Origin of the sequence: Microbacterium oxydans (assembly GCF_000956405.1) — a bacterium.
GTDB lineage: Bacteria > Actinomycetota > Actinomycetes > Actinomycetales > Microbacteriaceae > Microbacterium > Microbacterium oxydans_C.
The window spans coordinates 283,619-301,249 of record NZ_JYIV01000030.1 but is presented as its reverse complement, the minus strand read 5'-3'; the positions used below and the strand labels follow the sequence as shown (position 1 = coordinate 301,249).

At 68.5% G+C, this 17,631-nt stretch carries 15 protein-coding genes and 1 tRNA gene; 10 read left to right on the top strand and 6 right to left on the bottom strand.

Annotation, left to right across the window (positions count from 1 at the left end; all coding sequences use genetic code 11):
* Positions 1 to 86 precede the first annotated feature (86 nt).
* Positions 87 to 1,382: an O-acetylhomoserine aminocarboxypropyltransferase/cysteine synthase family protein gene (locus RN51_RS16790; protein WP_045265175.1), complete on the top strand. Its 1,296-nt coding sequence runs from the start codon at positions 87 to 89 to the stop codon at positions 1,380 to 1,382.
* Positions 1,379 to 2,692: an LLM class flavin-dependent oxidoreductase gene (locus RN51_RS16785; protein WP_045265174.1), complete on the top strand. Its 1,314-nt coding sequence runs from the start codon at positions 1,379 to 1,381 to the stop codon at positions 2,690 to 2,692. Before RN51_RS16790 ends, RN51_RS16785 begins: the two co-directional genes overlap by 4 nt.
* A gap of 20 nt (positions 2,693 to 2,712) precedes the next feature.
* Here RN51_RS16785 and RN51_RS16780 read toward each other — a convergent pair whose 3' ends face one another.
* Both RN51_RS16780 and RN51_RS16775 read right to left on the bottom strand, forming a co-directional pair.
* On the bottom strand, positions 2,713 to 3,210 hold the full coding sequence (locus tag RN51_RS16780) for a DUF427 domain-containing protein (protein ID WP_045265173.1): 498 nt from the start codon (positions 3,208 to 3,210) through the stop codon (positions 2,713 to 2,715).
* A 35-nt stretch (positions 3,211 to 3,245) separates the two neighbouring features.
* On the bottom strand, positions 3,246 to 4,250 hold the full coding sequence (locus tag RN51_RS16775) for a TerC/Alx family metal homeostasis membrane protein (protein ID WP_045265172.1): 1,005 nt from the start codon (positions 4,248 to 4,250) through the stop codon (positions 3,246 to 3,248).
* Positions 4,251 to 4,537: 287 nt separating this feature from the next.
* Between RN51_RS16775 and RN51_RS16770 the strand changes: the two genes are divergently transcribed.
* The 4 genes from RN51_RS16770 to RN51_RS16755 all read left to right on the top strand — a co-directional run bounded on the left by RN51_RS16770 (position 4,538) and on the right by RN51_RS16755 (position 8,160).
* Positions 4,538 to 5,098 carry an RNA polymerase sigma factor gene (locus tag RN51_RS16770; RefSeq protein ID WP_045265171.1) on the top strand — a complete coding sequence of 187 codons (561 nt, stop codon included), beginning with the start codon at positions 4,538 to 4,540 and terminating at the stop codon, positions 5,096 to 5,098.
* Positions 5,095 to 6,255: a DUF4349 domain-containing protein gene (locus RN51_RS16765; protein ID WP_045265170.1), complete on the top strand. Its 1,161-nt coding sequence runs from the start codon at positions 5,095 to 5,097 to the stop codon at positions 6,253 to 6,255. The genes RN51_RS16770 and RN51_RS16765 overlap by 4 nt, the downstream gene beginning before the upstream one ends.
* 115 nt (positions 6,256 to 6,370) lie before the next feature.
* The gene (locus RN51_RS16760) at positions 6,371 to 6,919 is read left to right on the top strand and encodes a helix-turn-helix domain-containing protein (RefSeq protein ID WP_045265169.1); all 549 of its coding nucleotides are present in this window, start codon (positions 6,371 to 6,373) and stop codon (positions 6,917 to 6,919) included.
* On the top strand, positions 6,919 to 8,160 hold the full coding sequence (locus tag RN51_RS16755) for an MFS transporter (protein ID WP_045265168.1): 1,242 nt from the start codon (positions 6,919 to 6,921) through the stop codon (positions 8,158 to 8,160). Before RN51_RS16760 ends, RN51_RS16755 begins: the two co-directional genes overlap by 1 nt.
* A 60-nt stretch (positions 8,161 to 8,220) precedes the next feature.
* Here RN51_RS16755 and RN51_RS16750 read toward each other — a convergent pair.
* A tRNA-Glu gene (locus RN51_RS16750) sits at positions 8,221 to 8,293 on the bottom strand.
* A 150-nt stretch (positions 8,294 to 8,443) separates the two neighbouring features.
* Between RN51_RS16750 and RN51_RS16745 the strand changes: the two genes are divergently transcribed.
* Positions 8,444 to 9,082, top strand: coding sequence for an MBL fold metallo-hydrolase (locus RN51_RS16745; protein WP_045265167.1), 639 nt, complete (start codon positions 8,444 to 8,446; stop codon positions 9,080 to 9,082).
* 2 nt (positions 9,083 to 9,084) lie between these two features.
* Complete coding sequence (locus tag RN51_RS16740; protein WP_045265166.1) at positions 9,085 to 9,969, top strand: aminoglycoside phosphotransferase family protein; 885 nt, start codon at positions 9,085 to 9,087, stop codon at positions 9,967 to 9,969.
* Here the strand turns inward: RN51_RS16740 and pepN are convergent.
* Both pepN and RN51_RS16730 read right to left on the bottom strand, forming a co-directional pair.
* Positions 9,959 to 12,445 (bottom strand): aminopeptidase N, encoded by a 2,487-nt coding sequence (pepN, locus tag RN51_RS16735; protein ID WP_045265165.1) that lies wholly within the window; start codon positions 12,443 to 12,445, stop codon positions 9,959 to 9,961. The two genes, RN51_RS16740 and pepN, sit on opposite strands and share 11 nt — an antisense overlap.
* A 44-nt stretch (positions 12,446 to 12,489) precedes the next feature.
* Complete coding sequence (locus RN51_RS16730; RefSeq protein ID WP_045265164.1) at positions 12,490 to 14,943, bottom strand: hypothetical protein; 2,454 nt, start codon at positions 14,941 to 14,943, stop codon at positions 12,490 to 12,492.
* A 141-nt stretch (positions 14,944 to 15,084) separates the two neighbouring features.
* On the opposite strand from RN51_RS16730, the gene RN51_RS16725 reads away from it, so the two are divergent.
* Positions 15,085 to 15,582, top strand: coding sequence for a hypothetical protein (locus RN51_RS16725; protein WP_045265163.1), 498 nt, complete (start codon positions 15,085 to 15,087; stop codon positions 15,580 to 15,582).
* A 1-nt stretch (position 15,583) separates the two neighbouring features.
* On the top strand, positions 15,584 to 16,591 hold the full coding sequence (locus RN51_RS16720) for a DUF3137 domain-containing protein (RefSeq protein ID WP_231579333.1): 1,008 nt from the start codon (positions 15,584 to 15,586) through the stop codon (positions 16,589 to 16,591).
* On the opposite strand, the gene RN51_RS16715 is transcribed toward RN51_RS16720, so the two are convergent.
* Positions 16,557 to 17,570 (bottom strand): DNA topoisomerase IB, encoded by a 1,014-nt coding sequence (locus tag RN51_RS16715; protein ID WP_045265162.1) that lies wholly within the window; start codon positions 17,568 to 17,570, stop codon positions 16,557 to 16,559. The genes RN51_RS16720 and RN51_RS16715 overlap by 35 nt on opposite strands.
* Between the last annotated feature and the right edge of the window lie 61 nt (positions 17,571 to 17,631).

Sequence of the window (17,631 nt, the reverse complement as noted above, 5' to 3'; positions counted from 1 at the left end):
AGATTACCACCGCTCGGGCGTGCCTCGACCCGACGTGACACTCTGATCACACCCGCGCGTAACGCGCGCCGACCGAGAGGCACCGCATGACCGTCGACACCGCCCGCTTCGCCACCCGCGCAGTCCACGCGGCGAGAAGCAGGGAGACGGCGGCTTCCCGCGCCACGCCGATCTACCTGACGGCGGGCTTCGAGTTCGACGACTTCGACCACGCGGCAGACCACTTCAGCACCGGCACGGGGTTCGGCTATACCCGCACCGGAAACCCCACGGTTCGCGCCGTGGAACGCCAACTCGCCGCGCTCGAATCCGGAGCGGACGCCGTTCTCGTCGCCAGCGGGCAGGCCGCCGTCGCCACCGCGCTGCTCACCGTCGCGGGTGCGGGCGACCACATCGTGTCCTCCACGCACATCTACGAGGGCACTCGGGGCCTCCTCCTCGACAATCTCGCTCGGCTCGACATCGAGACCACCTTCGTCGACGACATCGCCGACCCGGCGGCTTGGCGTGCGGCGATCCGCCCGAACACGCGCGTGCTGTTCGCCGAGTCGATCGCGAACGCCCGCAACGACGTGCTCGACATCCGCGCCGTCAGCGGCATCGGCGACGAGTACGCGATCCCGCTGGTCGTCGACAACACGCTGGCGACACCGGCACTGCTGCGGCCGATCGAGCACGGCGCGGCCATCGTGGTGCACTCCGCGTCGAAGTTCCTGGCCGGGCATGGATCGGTCCTCGGGGGTGTGATCGTCGACGATGGGCGTTTCGATGCGGACCTCGCGGGCCACAACGCTCCCCATCTCGTGCTCCCCGGCCGCGGGGACACCCCCAGCGTGTTCGCGCGCCACGGAGGACGAGCACGGATCGGGTACGCGCGGGAATCCGTGGCTCCCCGCTTCGGCGCCTCCCCCTCACCTCTGAACGCCTTCCTGATCGGGCAGGGCGTCGAGACACTGGGGCTGCGTGTGGAGAGGCAATCGAGAAACGCGCTGCAGATCGCGCAGTGGCTGGAACAGCACGCCGAGGTCGAGAGCGTGGACTACGTCGGGCTCCCCTCGCACCCGGATCATGAGCTCGGCAGGCGCTATCTCGACGGCGGCTCCGGTTCGATCTTCACGTTCACGCTGCGCGGGGGTCTTCCGGCGGCACGCCGATTCGTGGAGCACGTGCAGGTGTTCACGCACATGACCCACATCGGCGACGTGCGCTCTCTGGTGCTGCACCCCGGTACCACCAGTCACGCCCAGCGCACCGAGGAGGAGCGAGAGGTGCTCGGTGTCCGGCCCGGGACTCTGCGGCTCTCGATCGGCATCGAGGACGTCGACGACCTCCTCGCCGACCTGTCCCAGGTGCTGCAGAACGTGCGGGAGACGGTGGCATGAGCCGCCCTCAGCACTTCGGCTGGTTCCTCGCCCGCGGCTTCGGACCACAGGGATGGGGCTACCCCGCGCTCGACTGGGACTACGACTGGACTCGCCCTGAGGTCTATCAGGAGGCCGCACGAACGCTCGAGCAGGCCGGGTTCGACCTCGTCATCATCGAGGATGCGCCGTCGCTGGGGTCGCCGTCGACGATCGACCTCCGCGTCCGACACGCCTTCGGCGGACCGAAGCACGACCCGCTGCTCCTCGCTCCGTACCTCTTCCAGGCGACCAGGCACCTCGGCGTGGTGCCCACCGTCAACCCGGCTGCGTACCTCCCCTACACCGCCGCGCGGCAGTTCGCGACGCTGCAGCACCTGAGCGGACACCGACTGGGCCTCAACGTCGTCACCGACACCGGGAGCGCACGGCATTTCTCCGACGCACCGCAGCTCGGACACGACGAGGCATACGACCGCGCAGAGGAATGGCTCTCCGGCATCCGCGACCTCTGGCGCAGCTGGGACGACGGTGCGCTCGTCGCCGACCGGGAGACAGACGTCTTCGCGGACGGCAGCCGGCTGCGAGCCGTCGAACACCGCGGCGACTATTACGCCTTCGACGGTCCGCTGAACGCCGTGCCCTTCACCGACGGCGACCCCGCGATCGTCTCACCAGGCGGTTCCGGCCGCGGACTCGGCTTCGCCGGCGCGAACTCGGACGTGCAGCTCGCGCTTGCTCCGTTGCACGAGAAGTCCGTGCGGGAGTACCGCGCCAAGGTCCATGACGCCGCGCTCGCGAGGGGAAGACGCCCGGAGGACATCAAGATCCTCTTCGCCATCCAGCCCGTGATCACGACCTCGTCCGAAGAGGCCGATCGGATCGTCGCCGCATCGGCGCGCCCCGACGAGGCGGCCCTCGTGCAGATCGCACGAAAGCAGTCGAGCGACCTGGAGACCGATCTGACCTCCCTCGACCTCGACAAGCCGCTCGACCTCTCGATCTTCGGAGCGCATGTCTCCCGTGGCAGCATCCAGCGTCTGATCGGCGATCGCGCGGAGGACGCCCCTCTGCGCGCCCACCTCACCGCTCTCGCCCGCGCCGGCAGGATCACCGACCGTACGGGGTTCGTCGGGACAACGGAGGAGTTCGCCGATCTGATCGAAGAGCTCGGCGAATGGGGCAACGACGGAGTGCTGCTCTGGGGCGACTTCCATCCGGTCACCCTGCACCGCACGCTCGACGAACTCGTCCCCGTCCTCCGTCGGCGCGGAATCCTCCGACGCGAGTATGCGGAAGGCGGCCTGCAGGCGAACCTCCGCCAGTTCTGACCGCCCCCCGCGGACGGATGTCACCAGCCCAGCGAACCGGGAACGCCCTTGAAGGGGCCGACCACGCGTGACGTGACCCAGCCGCCGTAGAAGCCGCCGGGCTGCGGAACGGCGACCTCGTCACCGACGGTGCATTCGTCCATCTGCCCCGCGTATACGGCGACCCGGTCGGTCAGAGCTTCGAACCCGGGATTCGGCTGGGGATAGTTCCAGGCCGCCTCTCGGCGCACCGTGTCCCGTGCGCGCACATCGAAGTACCGAGCCATGCCCTTGAACTCGCAGAACGACGACCCCGCGGCCTCGACGAGGGCACCGGGCACGAAGTCCGCGACCGGAACGTAGTACACAGGAGGGTGGCTCGTCTCCAGCACGCGCACGGCATCCTCGGTGTCGGCGATCAGCTCGCCGCCGAGCCGGATGGTGATGCGCTCCGTGACTGCCTCGACGCGCGGTGGCCGCGGATAGTCCCAGACGGATTCCTGCCCCGCGGCGGGGGTGACGGGGCGCGGCCTGTGCATCTGCTCACCCTACGTCGCGCGACCCCCGAGCCGGGTCAGTCCACGGGTGTCGTGGCCCGCGCCGCCCGCTTCTCGCGCGAGGACGCGATGAGGCTCGCGACCGTGGCGATGGTCATCGAGGCCAGGATCACGCCGAGCGAGACCATGTTGCTGATGTCCGGCACCCATTCCACGTGCTCGCCCCCGTTGATGAACGGCAGCTCGTTGACGTGCAGGGCGTGCAGGATCAGCTTGACGCCGATGAAGCCGAGGATGACCGCGATGCCGTAGTGGAGGTACCGCAGACGGTCGAGCAGGTCGCCGAGCAGGAAGTAGAGCTGACGCAGACCCATGAGCGCGAAGATGTTCGCCGCGAAGACCAGGAAGCCGTTCGTGGTGATCTCGAAGATGGCGGGGATCGAGTCGATCGCGAAGATCAGGTCGGTCACACCGATCGTGATGAAGACGATCACCATGGGCGTCCACATCCGCTTGCCGTCGACCGTGGTGCGGATCTTCGAGCCGTCGTAGGTCTCGCTGATGTCGACTCGACGACGCAGCAGGCGGACGATGAAGTTCTCGCGCTGCACTTCCCCCTCGTGGTCGCCCTCCGGCATCGCCTGACGGATCGCCGTCCAGATGAGGAAGGCGCCGAAGATGTAGAAGATCGGCGAGAAGTTCTCGACGATCGCGACGCCGGCCATGATGAAGAGTCCGCGCAGCACCAGCGCGATGATGATGCCGATCATGAGCACCTGCTGCTGCAGACGTCTCGGCACGGCGAACTGCGCCATGATCAACACGAACACGAACAGGTTGTCGATCGAGAGGCTGTACTCCAGCGCCCAACCGGTGATGAAGTCGCCCGCGTTCTGCCAGCCTCCGACGTTGCCGAGGAGAACCGCGAAGAGCAGGGCGAGGCCGACGTAGAAGACCACCCAGAGCGTGGATTCCTTCGTCGAGGGGATGTGGGGCCGCAGCCGGATGAGGAGCAGGTCGCCGATCAGGATGATCGTGAGGACGACCATCGAGGTGATCTCGAACCAGACAGGGATTTCCAAGGGCGCACTGCACCTTTCGCGGAGGGGTCGGGAATGAGTCGAAAGTCTCTCCCCCGCACGGATGTGCGTCGCGCGCCCGGAGCAACGATGACGGTGCTCGTGATGACGGACGCGCGGTTCCGGGATACTCCCTCTCGCCCGGGCCATGCTACCCGAGGCACGGGACGAGCGGGAGCGGATGTCGTCCGAATGTCATCCGCGAGACAGCGAGGAGATGCCCCTGCGGGATCTGAGACGATGGGGCGGCGATCGACACTCTCCCGTGAGAGACACCGAACGGAACCAGGATGCCCCTGCAGACAGATGACCAGAGATGGGCGGCGCAGGCCGCGGCCGGCGACGAGAGCGCCTTCCGCGATCTGTACCGGGCTCACGTGCGACCCGTGTATTGGATCGCGCAAGGCATTCTCGCCTCGCCGGCGGATGCCGAGGATGTGACGCAGGAGACGTTCGTCGTCGCCTGGCGGAAGCTTCCCGGCCTCGAACTCCAGGGCGAATCGATCCTTCCGTGGCTTGCCACGATCTGCCGTTTCCAGGCGGCGAATCGACTCCGGCAACGTCGACGAGACCAGGCGCACACCGCCGAGGCCGTCGACGAGGCGGTGCTCCCCGACACGGTGAGCGTCGAGGAGCAGGTCATCACGGCGGAGCTCGCAGCGCGGATCGCCCGAGAGGTGGGCACGCTGAGCGAGCTGGATCGCGAGGTCTTCCGCCTCTGCGCTTCGGAAGGCTACGCCTACCAGGCCGCTGCGGATGAGCTCGGCGTGACCCACGCCGTCGTCCGGAACCGTCTCTCACGAGTGCGCACGCAGTTGCGGGGCGCCGTGACCGAAGCGAGGGACGCATGAACGATCAGACCACCGGCAGCGACCTGCCCGAGAACGCGGACGACCTGCCCGAGCTCTCGGACGAGACGATCGCCCGTATCGAGGATGCCGTGTTCGCCGAGATCGCCGCGGTGCCGGCGCCTGCACGACGCACCGCAGTGAAGGCACGTGACCGGCGCCGCGGCTGGCTCACCGCAGGCGGCATCGCGGCAGCCTTCGTGGTCGGAGTGCTCGTGACCCCGCCCATCCTCGGCGCAGTCGGCGGAGCGAGCTCCATCACGGCCGACGGTGTGAGCACGTCCGATGGCTCGGTCGCCGACTCCGCACCCTCCGTGCCCGACGAGCCGCTCACGGGTCTGACCGCCGAGTCCATGCCGGATGGTGCGCGGAGCTCCGATGTGAACGGGGCGGCGCTTCCCGGCGCGGCGGACGCCGGCAGCGGTCGCGAGATCATCGCCACGGCGCAGGCCACGGTGCAGGTCCAGAACATCCCCGAAGCGGCAGCTTCGATCGCCGCCCTCGCCGAGAAGCACGGCGGCTACGTCGAGAGCACCGAGATCGGCAAGTCCGTCGCCGTCGACGGCTCGTCCGAGCCTGCTCCGACGCCCGCTGACTCGGCGTACGGCTGGATCAGCATCCGCGTGCCATCGGCCGATCTCCCGAAAATGATCGCCGCCCTCGACGACACGGGCGAGGTGCTGTCCTCGTCCTCCTCGAAGCAGGATGTGACCTCTGTCGCGATCGATCTCCAGGCCAGGGTCGACTCCGCAAAGGCGTCCGTCGAGCGGCTCACGCAATTGATGTCGCAGTCGGGCAGCGTGTCGGAGCTGATCGAGGCCGAAGTGGCGCTCACCGACCGTCAGGCGCAGCTCGAGTCGTACGAACAGCAGCTCGCCGCGCTCGACGACCAGGTCGCGATGTCCTCACTTCAGGTGCAGCTGACGAAGGCGACCGCCCCCACGACCGCAGACCCCGCCGGCTTCGGCGACGGCCTGATGGCCGGATGGAACGGACTCGTCGTGTCGCTGAACGCCCTGGTGATCGCCCTCGGGTTCATCCTCCCCTGGCTGGCGATCGCGGGGGCCGTCGTACTGATGGTCTGGCTCATCCGTCGCGCGCGCCGGAGCCGGCGCCGCACGCAGGCAGCGTCCCAGGCAGAGGCCGTCGACGAAGCCTGACCCGGCCCGAGTCAGGAGAGGCCGGTTCCTCACGGGGAACCGGCCTCTCCCTTGATTTTCCGGGGTATACAAGAACTCTTGTGCGTTCCACGTCGTGCGCTTAGCGTCGTCTTCCGTGGAAGACATCGCCGTGATCACCGCAGTACACCATCCGCTGCGCCGCCGCATCTACGACTATCTGCTCCTGTATGGAACGGCACAGGTCACGGCGATCGCCCGCGCGCTGGACAGTCAGGTCGGCAGCATCAGCCATCACCTTCGCATGCTGGAGCGCGCAGGAGTCGTGGAACGAGCCCCTGATCCCGATGGAGACAAGCGCACCAGCTGGTGGAGAGTGGCACGCCGGGGTCTCAGCTGGTCGACAGACGACTACGCGGACTCGCCAGCCGACGCCCTCCTGGCCCGCGAGGCGCAGCGTCAGGGGATCCGCATGCAGATCGACCGCCTCCAGCGCTGGCATCGTCATCGTCACGACCCCGCCTACGCAGAGTACGACGGTTCCAACACGGAGACCACGGCATGGGCCTCACCTGACGAGCTGCGGGATCTCTCCGCGCGGCTCCTCGAGACGATCAGGGAGTGGCAGGACGGCATCGATCTCGACGACGGCCGACGCCGTGCTCCCATCTTCGTGTTCGCGCACGCGTTCCCGACGGAGCCTTGATGTCCGCCGTCATCGACCCGGAGGAGATCGTCGCCCCTCCTCCCTTCCGTCGCGACCGTCTCGTGCACGCCTGGATCGGGGTGAAGGCACTGTCGGATGCGGGTGACGCACTGTGGACCATCGCACTCGCGTGGACGGCCGTCCAGGTAGCCTCTCCCGCCGTCGCCGGTCTGATCGTCGCGGCCGGCACGGTACCCCGGGCCGTGATCCTGCTGTTCGGAGGAGTGATCGCGGACCGCGCAGACCCGCGCCGCGTCATGCTGGTGTTCAACGTGCTCCGCGTCGGTGTCCTCGTCGCCGTGTCGCTGTGGGTGCTCGCGACGCCACCCACGGTCACGGTGCTGCTGTTCGCGGCGATCGCATTCGGGATATGCGACGCGTTCTACGAACCGTCCGCCGGGACCATCGCCCGTCAGCTCGTGCGAGCCGCGGACCTCCCCTCCTACGGCGCAGCGGCTCAGACGGCCTCGCGTCTGGGGACCATGGGAGGCGCGGCGATCGGCGGGTTCATCGTGGCCCATGCCGGCCTTGCGGGAAGTGCGTCTGTGAACGCTCTGACCTTCACCCTGGTCGTCGCCTTCATCGCGATCTGGCTGCGCCCGCGCTTCCGCCTCGTCAGGGCGGAGAAGGAGTCGGCACTGCGGGGGATCGCGCGGGGATTCGCGCACCTCTCCGACAGCCCCACGACACGGACGCTGGTGATCGCCCTCTCCGGGCTGAACCTGGCTGTCGGCCCGGCGATCGGGATCGGTCTCGCCCTCCGCGCACATGCAGAGGGGTGGGGCGCGCAGGCCGTGGGGCTCTTCGAAGCGCTGCTCGGGCTCGGTGCAGCGCTCGGCGCGATCTCGGTCGTGAAGTGGCGTCCGAGTCACGAGGCGCGCGGTGGGTTCCGGGCGCTGGTGATTCAGGGCGCCGGGATCATCGCCCTCGGAATCGGACCGGCTTGGAGCGTGGCCATCGCCGCCTTCGTCATCGGAGCAACGGCCGGATACGCATCGGTGCTGTTGAGCGCGACGTTCTCGGCCACGGTCGACACCGCGTACCTCGGACGGATGAGTTCGCTCACGCGCCTCGGCGACGACTGTCTCATGCCGCTGGCGATGGCCGGATTCGGTGCTCTCGCGTCGTCGACGGCGCTCTGGGTGCCGTTCACGCTCTTCGGCGGGGCGATGATGGCGCTGATGATCGTGCCCCTGAGCAATCGCACATTCCGGTCGCTGTCGCTGAAGACCGCTGCGTGAACGAAGAGCAGTCCGCGAAACAAGAAAGCCTCCGGCGAACCGGAGGCTTTCTCTGTTGTGTGACCCCAGCGGGATTCGAACCCGCGTTACCGCCGTGAGAGGGCAGCGTACTAGGCCGCTATACGATGGGGCCGTCTGGCGGAATGTTTCCGTTCCGCGACAACCGTTCAAGTATGCCACGGCGATTCTCACTGCGCCAAATCGACGCCTCCCCGGCGCGAATCCCGGGCGTGGCGCACCGGAAGCGTTTGCCGTGTGCGGTCCGAAGGAGTTGACTCTTCCCATGCGCGTCACCAAGTTCGAACATGCCGCCCTCCGTATCGATGCGAACGGCGAGACCCTCCTGGTCGATCCCGGCTCGTTCACGGCCCCGCTGGACGACCTCACCCATCTCGTGGCGGTCGTCATCACGCACGAGCACCCGGACCATTGGACGGCCGACCACTTCGACCGGCTGCTGCGTGCGGCGCCCGGAACTCCGATCTTCGCGCCCGCGGGTGTCGCCCGTGCCGCCGACGGCTACGACATTACGGTCGTCGCGCCCGGAGACTCGGTGGAGGCGGGCGGCTTCTCGCTCCGCTTCTTCGGCGGAACCCATGAGGTCATCCACTCCTCGCTCCCGACGGTCGAGAACGTCGGAGTGCTCGTGAACGACGAGCTCTACTACCCCGGCGACTCCTATGCCGTTCCCGAAGGCATCTCCGTCGGTACTCTCGCCGCTCCCCTCGGGGCTCCCTGGCTGAAGATCGGCGAGGCCATGGACTACGTGCTGGCGGTCGCCCCGCGCCGGGCGTTCGGGACTCACGACATGACGCTGTCCACGATCGGCAAGAACATGCATCGGCAGCGGCTGCAGTGGGCGACGGAGCAGGGCGGCGGCGAGTTCTCCGTGCTGGAGCCCGGCGACTCCCTCGACCTCTGAGCATGGTCGACTCCCCTGGCGCGGAGGTGTCGCTCGACGTCGACGATGTGAGAAGGCTCGTCCGCACGGTCGCGCCGGAGCTCGGCGACCTGCCGCTGACGCGGGTCGCCGAAGGCTGGGACAATGTGACCTGGCGGCTCGGATCCGACCTCGCCGTGCGGATGCCCCGTCGGCACAGAGCAGCACCGCTCATCCGTCATGAGCAGCAGGCACTCCCCCTCCTGGCGATCCATCTTGCAACGGCGAACATCCGCACGCCGCTGCCGATGCACAGAGGAGAGCCGACGCCGTACTTCCCGTGGCCCTGGTCGATCGTGCCGTGGCTGCCGGGGAGCCACGCCCTCGGACGCCCACGCCGCGACAACACCGCCTGGGCTGCTCAACTCGCCGGGGCGCTCCTTCTGCTCCACCGCGAAGCGCCCGGCGACGCACCCGTGAACCCTGTGCGCGGTGTCCCCCTGCAGGCACGCGACCAGAGCATCAGAGATCGACTCGCCGACCTGGATGCGGCGACCGCCGGGCCGCTGGGAGAGCTCTGGTCGGCAGGGCTCGAGGCTGCACCCACCACGGAAGCCGTCTGGATCCACGGCGACCTGCATCCCGGGAACATCCTGATCGACGGCGACAGGTTGTCTGCCGTGATCGACTTCGGCGACGTGACCTCCGGCGACCCCGCCTACGACCTCGCCGCGGGCTGGCTGGCCTTCGATGCCGAGGGTCGACATGTCTTCCGCCGGGCCACCGCGGGACGATACGACGACGCGACCTGGGTCAGGGCGCGCGCCTGGGCTGCGGGGATGGCCGCCATCCTCTGCCAGGCGAGCGACGATCGGCCGGATCTGCGCACACTCGGCCAGGAGACGGCCACCGAGCTGATCAGCTGCTGAGCACTCCCCGCACCCGGAGATCGCGCGCGAGATGATCCCGCTGCTCGATCACGAGTCGCCGCAGCGCGGCAGGCGCCGCCGGGTTCGCTGCCAGCCAGGCATCCACCGGCTCCAACGAGTCCGACGCGGGGAACAGGCCGATGACCAGGCGCCGCGCGATCTCGATGCTGCGTTCGGACCATGCCCGACCGATCCGCACGAAGTACTCGTCGTCGAAACCGGAGATCAGATCACGGCGTCCCCCTGCACGGAAGCCGCCGATCACTGCATCGAGGTGATCGTTACTGAGCGAGAGATCGTTCCACGCCGAATCCCACGCGTCGCGCCGCACATCCGCGTCGGGACGCGAGGCACGAGCGCGCCGCGCCGCCGTGCGTCCGTCGCCGGTATCGTCTCGCTGCTGCTCAGCCGTCACAGCTTCGTCGTCGGCGCGCCCGACGGTCACGAGCGCGGTGAGGAGCTGCCAGCGCAGATCGGGATCGACCACAAGCCCCTCGGGGGCGTTCCCCTCCAGCAGCGCGCGCACCTGTTCGTGCCGGCGGTCGTCGAAAGCGGAAGCGGTCGCGACCGCACGCGCCCAGGAGAGCTGGGCATCGCTGCCGGCATCGGCGGCCTCCAGAGCGTTCCACACCGTGTCGGTCCAGTGGTGCTGCTCCTCGTCACGGCCCGCGTCCGGCACGAAGTGGCGGATCGTGTAGATCGCGTTCGCCAGGACGCCCGTCAACAACGAGATGTTGGACTCGGCCGGCGCGTGGCTGCGCACGATCCGGAGGTAGCGGCGGGCATCGAGTTCACCGTCGCGAGTCGCGTTCCACAGCGACGACCACACGAGGGCGCGCGCCAGCGGATCGTCGATCGCGGAGAGGGACTCCTCGATGGTGTGGAGCGAGCGTGCATCCAGACGCGCCTTCACATAGGTGAGGTCATCGTCGTTGAGCAGCACCAGATCGGCATCGGGGAGCTCGATCGTCGTGCGCTCGCCGATCACGTCCAGCTCCTGCTGCTCACGACGGACGACACGGCCGTCGACGCGCTCGTACATGCCGATACGGAGCCGGTGTGGCCGCGGATCGGTCTGCACGAGAACGGACCGTCCTTCGTCGTCCGTCTCCGTCCACAACGTCGACACGCCGGACGTCTGCAGCCACGCCGTCGACCAGTCGCTCATGTCGCGACCCGATACCGCGCTCAGCTGCACCAGGAAGTCGTCGAGCGTCGTGTTGCCGAACGCATTGGCCGCGAAATAACGGCGGGCCCCCTCGAAGAACGCGTCGTCGCCGACGAATGCGACGAGCTGTTTCAGAACGGCCGCACCCTTGGCATAGGTGATCCCGTCGAAGTTCAGCTTCGCGGCCTCGAGATCGGTGATGTCCGCGACGATCGGGTGCGTCGTCGGCAGCTGGTCCTGCTGATAGGCCCATGCCTTGCGTCGCGCGGCGAACGTCACCCACGCGTCCTGGTAGCGCGTCGCCGCCGCCGACGCGTGCGCGCCCATGTAGTCGGCGAACGACTCCTTCAACCACAGGTCGTCCCACCAGGTCATGGTGACCAGGTCTCCGAACCACATGTGCGCCATCTCGTGCAGGATCGTGTTCGCCCGTGCCGCGCGCTGTGCATCCGTCGCCGCCCCACGGGAGAGGTACGCCTCCGTGAAGGTCACGAGACCCGGATTCTCCATGGCGCCGAGGTTGTACTCCGGGACGAAGATCTGGTCGTACTTGCCCCATGGGTACGGATACGCGAACGCCTCGCCGAAGAAGTCCAGCCCCTGGCGGGTGACCTCGAGGATCTCATCCGCCTCGAGATGCGCGGCCAGCGACCGCCGCACGAACACGCCGAGGGCGATGTGCTGCTCGTCGCGCCGCCACTCGCCGTCGACCCGCGAGTACGGACCGGCAGCCACGGCCGTGATGTAGCTCGAGATCGGCAGGGTCGGGGCGAACTCCACCCGCTGCACTCCGACTCCCAGGTCCGTGCGCGCCGGCGACTGGTTCGAGAGCACCTGCCACCCGGAGGGGGCGTCGACGACGAACGTGTACTCGGCCTTCATGTCCGGCTGTTCGAAGCACGCCATCACCCGACGTGCGTCTGCCGGCTCGTACTGCGTGTAGAGGTAGGTCTCGTCGTCGACAGGGTCATGGAAGCGGTGCAGTCCCTCACCGGACCTGCTGTAGGCCGCGACCGCCTCGACCCGCACGACGTTGGCGGCCTGGAGACCGGAGAGCGAGATGCGCGCGCCGTCGTAGACGACCTCCTGATCGACGCCGTTCACCGAGACCTTCCGAACCTCCTCGCCGATGAAGTCGAGCCAGGTCGCCTCATCGGTCGAATCGAACTCGAGGGTCGTCACCGTCGGGAACCCGGTGCGGGCGCGCTCCGGCGCACCCGTCAGGTCGAGCTCGACGCGGATGCGGTGCACGGTGACGGCGGCGGATCGCGCTGCCGTCTCCTCGCGGGTGAGGTTGGCTGTGTCCATGCATCCATCCTGTCATCCGGATGCCCGACGGCTTACTCTCACGCTCACGCCGGTCGGAGCCGGTGTCTGATCGTCGAGTACACCTCCGCGGACGCGGCTGACCGGGCCCGTGCAGCCGCTTCGTCATGACGAGCGAACGCGATGCGCGACAGGATCGCATCGCTGCGTGCCACTTCGGCCCGGTCTCCGGTCGCCTCGGCGACGCTCCGCGCTTCTTCGGCGTGCCGCTCCGCCTCGGAGAGCAGATGCGGGGACGCGGAATCGTTCTCCGCAGCCAGGACCAGGATCTCGGCGAGCGAATTCGCGGCCTCGGTGGCGATGAGCGGCGAACCGGCGCGCTCCGCCTCACGGAGGATCCGCTGCGCCGTCGTCCGCGCGCGGTCGGACTCGCCGCCCCGCCCGTCGATGCGGGCCCCGAGGAGTTCGAGATCTGCCGACGTCGCAAACTCTCCCGCGGACTGCAGGGCGCCCATCGCGTCGGCGCAAAGCTCACGCGCCAGCTGGTCGTCACCCCGCGCTTCCGCGATGAGCGCACGTGTCCGGCGGACGAACGGCAGCGGTTCACCGTTCGATCCGTCCATGAGCTCCTGCAGTTCCGCGTCCGCGGCGTCGAGGTGTCCGGTCGCGAGCAACATCAGCGGGCGATTGCCCCGGACGACAGCGATGTTCAGCTCGTCCCCCTCCGCCTCCGCGATGCTCAGTGCCGTGGCGTACCCCTGCAGCGCCTCCGGATAGCGGGCGAGGATGCGAAGGGTGTCCGCATGGTTGCCGGTGGCGCGCCCTTCCACGGCCCTGTCCTCCGCATCGCGCGCGTGCGCGATCGCCCGCTCGTAGGAGACCAGCGCCTCCTCGAGATGACTCATCCAGCGTTGCACGTTGCCGATCTGGTTCCAGGTCCGTGCGAGAGCGGCGCCTGAAGCGATACGACGCACGCGGTGCAGGATGATGAGCGCCTCGTCCAGCCGACCGAGCTTCTCTGCGCAGTGCGCCACTCCGAGAGCGATGTCGGGCACCAGGTCGAGGCCGCCTCCGCGCGCTGCCAGATCGTGCAGCTGCAGTGATTCGCTCCAGAGCGACCAGCGGGACAGCACCGGGTGCGCTGCGAGAGCCAGCCGTTCCACTTCGGAGTCGAGTCCGTGCTCCCGCGCCGCCTCCGCCACTGCGAGCACCGTCCCCACTTCGCGCGCGGCGAAGTCCGGCTCCTCGCCCATCCGGATCAGCACGGCAGACGCGGAGCCTCGAACGAAGTCCCGGCGGACGGATATCGGGCGGAGGGAGCGCGACCGCTCGGCGGCGAAGGCGAACACCGTGTCGTGCATCCGCACACGCCCCTCGCGCAACTCCACGAGGTGTCGGGCATGCAGTCGGTGCAGATCGCCTGCGGCGGCTGGGCCCCCGGCTGCGATGAGCACTCCTTCCTCCACCTCCCGGTCGAGCAGCGCGGCGTTGGCGAGGAGATCGGCCTCCCCCGTCGGCAGGGAACGTGTCGCCGCCTCCAGAACAGGTCGGATGCGCACATCGCGAGGCTCGTGCTCGAATCGCGATGCCAGGTCCGCGAACGACCACCCCTCGTGCTCACGGATGATCCCGGCGAGCATCACGAGATCGAGGGGCAGGCCGCCCGCCACGGCGACGATGCGCTGCAACGCCGCAGCGCGCGCATCGCTCCCCTTCATCACTGCCGAGGAAGTCCCGTCGAGGGAGAGCAGATGGTCGAGCAGGCGCTGGGCCTGCGTGTGCGACATCGGCGGGACGACGACCCTCTCCACGCGCAGAGCCGTCGCCGACAGGCGCTCCTCGAGGCCCGTGAGGTCGACGCGTGCCGTCACGATGAACCGCACACCCGGAACCAGCAGCGCAGCCAGGCGCGCCGGATCGCCCGCATCCTCGATGATCACAGTCCGCCCGCCCACGGTCTGACGCAGCTGTTCTCGAAGACGCGCCAGCTCGTAGGGAAGGGAGCGGACGCCGAGAGCACCGAGCATGCGCCGCAGGACGTCGATCGGATCCGCCGGAGGGCGCTCGGTGTCGGATTCGCGCAGGTGCACGGTGAGCACCTGCGAACGGCCGGCCAGCGCCGAGGCGAGAGTGGTCTTCCCCGCCCCCGGCAAACCCGTGAGAACCAGCACGTCGGCGTCGGGAACAGCGGTCAGCAGCTCTTCGCGTCCGATCTCCGCACCCGCGGATTCCCGGATTCCGAGTGCCACCTCGACATGCACCCCGGATCGTGCACCGTTGAGAGACCGCGCGGTCTCACCCCACCGTGCGACCTCCTCGTCATCGCCCCCGAGCGCACGGACGATGTCGCCCACCAGACGATCGTCCACGCGCCGCCGTCCCGGTCTGAAGCAGTCGTAGACGGTCACCTTCGGCGGCTCGGCACCGTGACGAACCTGACCGATCCGACGGGCGATCTCGGCATACGACGGCGAGCCCGCGCTCACACGCATCCGTCCGAGGCCCAGGCAGAGCTCGTCGAGGGTGCGCGGCGCGGGCATGAGTCGAGCCTAGGACACGTGCCCCACGCATTCGGCGCTGTGCGTTCGGGCTCGTTCGGACTCCGGCAGGACCGCGCCACCCACATCTAGGCTCTCTCGGCAGAGAGGCCGCGCGGCCTCCCGGAAGAGGAGAGAATCCCGATGACGACACGCGCCGAGATCGCGGCCAAGCTCGATGACTTCTCGTACCAGAAGCTGAACTTCGGCGGGTTCCTGATGAACAAGCGCGCCAAGAACTCGCATACCCTGTGGACCCGCACTGCGGACAAGGGCGTCACCGAGCTGACGCTGCTCGCGACGAGAGACTTCGGCGAGGGGAACGTCTACGACGTCGCCGCCTTCACCCTCGAAGGGACGATTCCCTCCGAGGTCGTCGAAGAGCTGAAGCAGCAAGCCAAAACTCTTGCCGACCGCGTCAATCTGCGTGCACACGGATACGTGTATACGTGCCTGGAGCCCTGGGACGGCGGTGGAACGATCTGGATCTCGAAGAAGCCCGAGTTCCGCGAGCTCAGCCGCCTCGATCAGGGCATCCACGTCGTACCGATCCAGCGTCTCGCCGGATTGGGCGAGCCGCGGTGGCTCGCCTGGGCGCGCGAGGGCGGACAGTTGAACATCGCCATCGTGTACAAGCCCTGACGTGACGTCGTTCTCGACCGATCAGGACACCCCGCCCGCGTCGGACCGCGGCTGGGGTGCCCTGACACTGGTCGCGTCGTCGATCGCCACACTTGTCATCGTCGGGGCAGTGGCGTTCTACCTCCTCCCGGTCGGACTTGCGCTCTCCGGGACGACGCTCGTCTGCGCCCAGGTGGTGACGATGCTGCTCGGCGCCGCGCTCGTCGCGTGGTCGACTCTGTCCATCCGCCGGCACCGGCGTCGGCGCACCGCTCTCGCAGAGATCGCAGCGACGCTGGGCTGGAAGTATCGCGCAGACATCGGCGACCGCCCGTGGGGAGGCTCCATCGACGAGCAGGTGGATCGCGGCGACCGCACCGCACAAGACCACCTGGACGCGCGCCACGGCGCCATCCCCTTCGACAGCGTCGAACGCACCTTCGTGGTCGGCGATCGCGAGGGCGCGACGATGCATACGGTGCGCGCTGTCCGTATCCCGCTGCCGTCCGAGGCCCCGAGGATCACGCTCCGGTCGCGGCGCGGTGGCGGGGTGCTCAGCGTGCTTCCTCGACGTCCGACCGGCCGAGCGCGGATCCGACTCGAGGGGGACTTCAGCGACGTGTTCGACGTGTCAGTACCGACGGGGTACGAGACGGATGCGCTCTACGTGCTCACCCCCGATCTCATGGCCATCCTCGTCGACGAGAGCGCCGACCTCGACCTGGAGATCGTGGACAGCACCTTGCACGTGTACTTTCCCGCCATCGATCTGACTGAGGGAGCGGAACTACGGCGCTTCCTCACCGTGATCGCGGCACTCCATGACCGCTTCGGGCGACGCACTCTGCTGTACCGCGACGACGCCGCCGCGCCTCTCGACGCAGAGACCTATCGCCGTGACGGTGACACTCTCGCTGATCGTGCACGCCGCGTCGACACGCGCACCCGGTGGTGGCCGGTGATCGCAGCCGTGGCCACACCCCTCGTGCCGATGCTCATCGCCGTCGTCTGGCTCCGGATCGCCGGGTGACCTTCCGCGAGATCTCCGGGCCACCGAGGAGCCTCCGAATGGCGGTCTCCGGGGTCACCGAGAGGTCGAGCGTCCGCCCACGTCCGTACTGGCTGAAGACCCGGGGATCGATGTAGCTCGCCCGTGCCACCGCGGTCGTGTTGCCGAGCGCGGTCGCCGCCGCCTGCACCGCGAGGCGCTCGGCCTGACTCCGGTGGTTGCGGCTGTCGAGTTCGCCGATCCGGGCGAGTGCGTCGGCGGCGATGATGGTGCCGTGCAGTGTGCGGAAGTCCTTCGCCGTGAAGGAGTCCCCCGTCACCTCCCGGAGATAGGCGTTGACCTCTGCGGGCGTGAGACGCACGCGCCGCCGTCCTCGGCGATACGCGAGCAGGAACGCGCCCGACTTCCCTGCAGCGAAGTCGGTCAGGGCGTCGGCCAGAGATTCATCCGTGATCTCGATCGAGGCCGTGCGACCGCTCTTGGCGGGGAACGACAGGGCGAGCTCACTTCCCGCCACGCGCACGTCGCGTCGTCGAAGCGTGGTCAGCCCGCGGCTGCCGTGTCGAACCAGATAACGCTCGGACCCGATGCGAAGCGCCGCGTCGTCGAGAAGGCGGAAGGCGATCGCAAGGGCGCGCTCTTTCGTCTGTCCCTCCTGGGCGAGCGCCCGGGTGACCTGCGCTCTCGCGCGCGGCAGAGCGGCCGCCAGATCGAGAGCTCGCACGAACTTCTTGCGGTCTCGGCTCACGCGCCACAGCGGGTGGTAGAGATACTGCTTACGGCCGGCATCGTCCACGCCCACCGCCTGGATGTGCGCGAGGGGGTCGGCGGCGATCCACACATCCCGCCACGCGGGCGGGATCACGAGGTCGTGGATCCGCTCCCGGTCGGCTTCGGGCGCCGTGTCCCCGGCAGGATCGACGTACCGGAATCCCGATCCCGACCGTACACGCCGGAATCCCGGATCCTGCCCCGGGACAACCCTGATGAGTTTCGCCATCGTGCGCCCTTCCTCGACTGCCTGCGATCGAGGATCCCCCGCGACGTCCATCCGCGGAAGG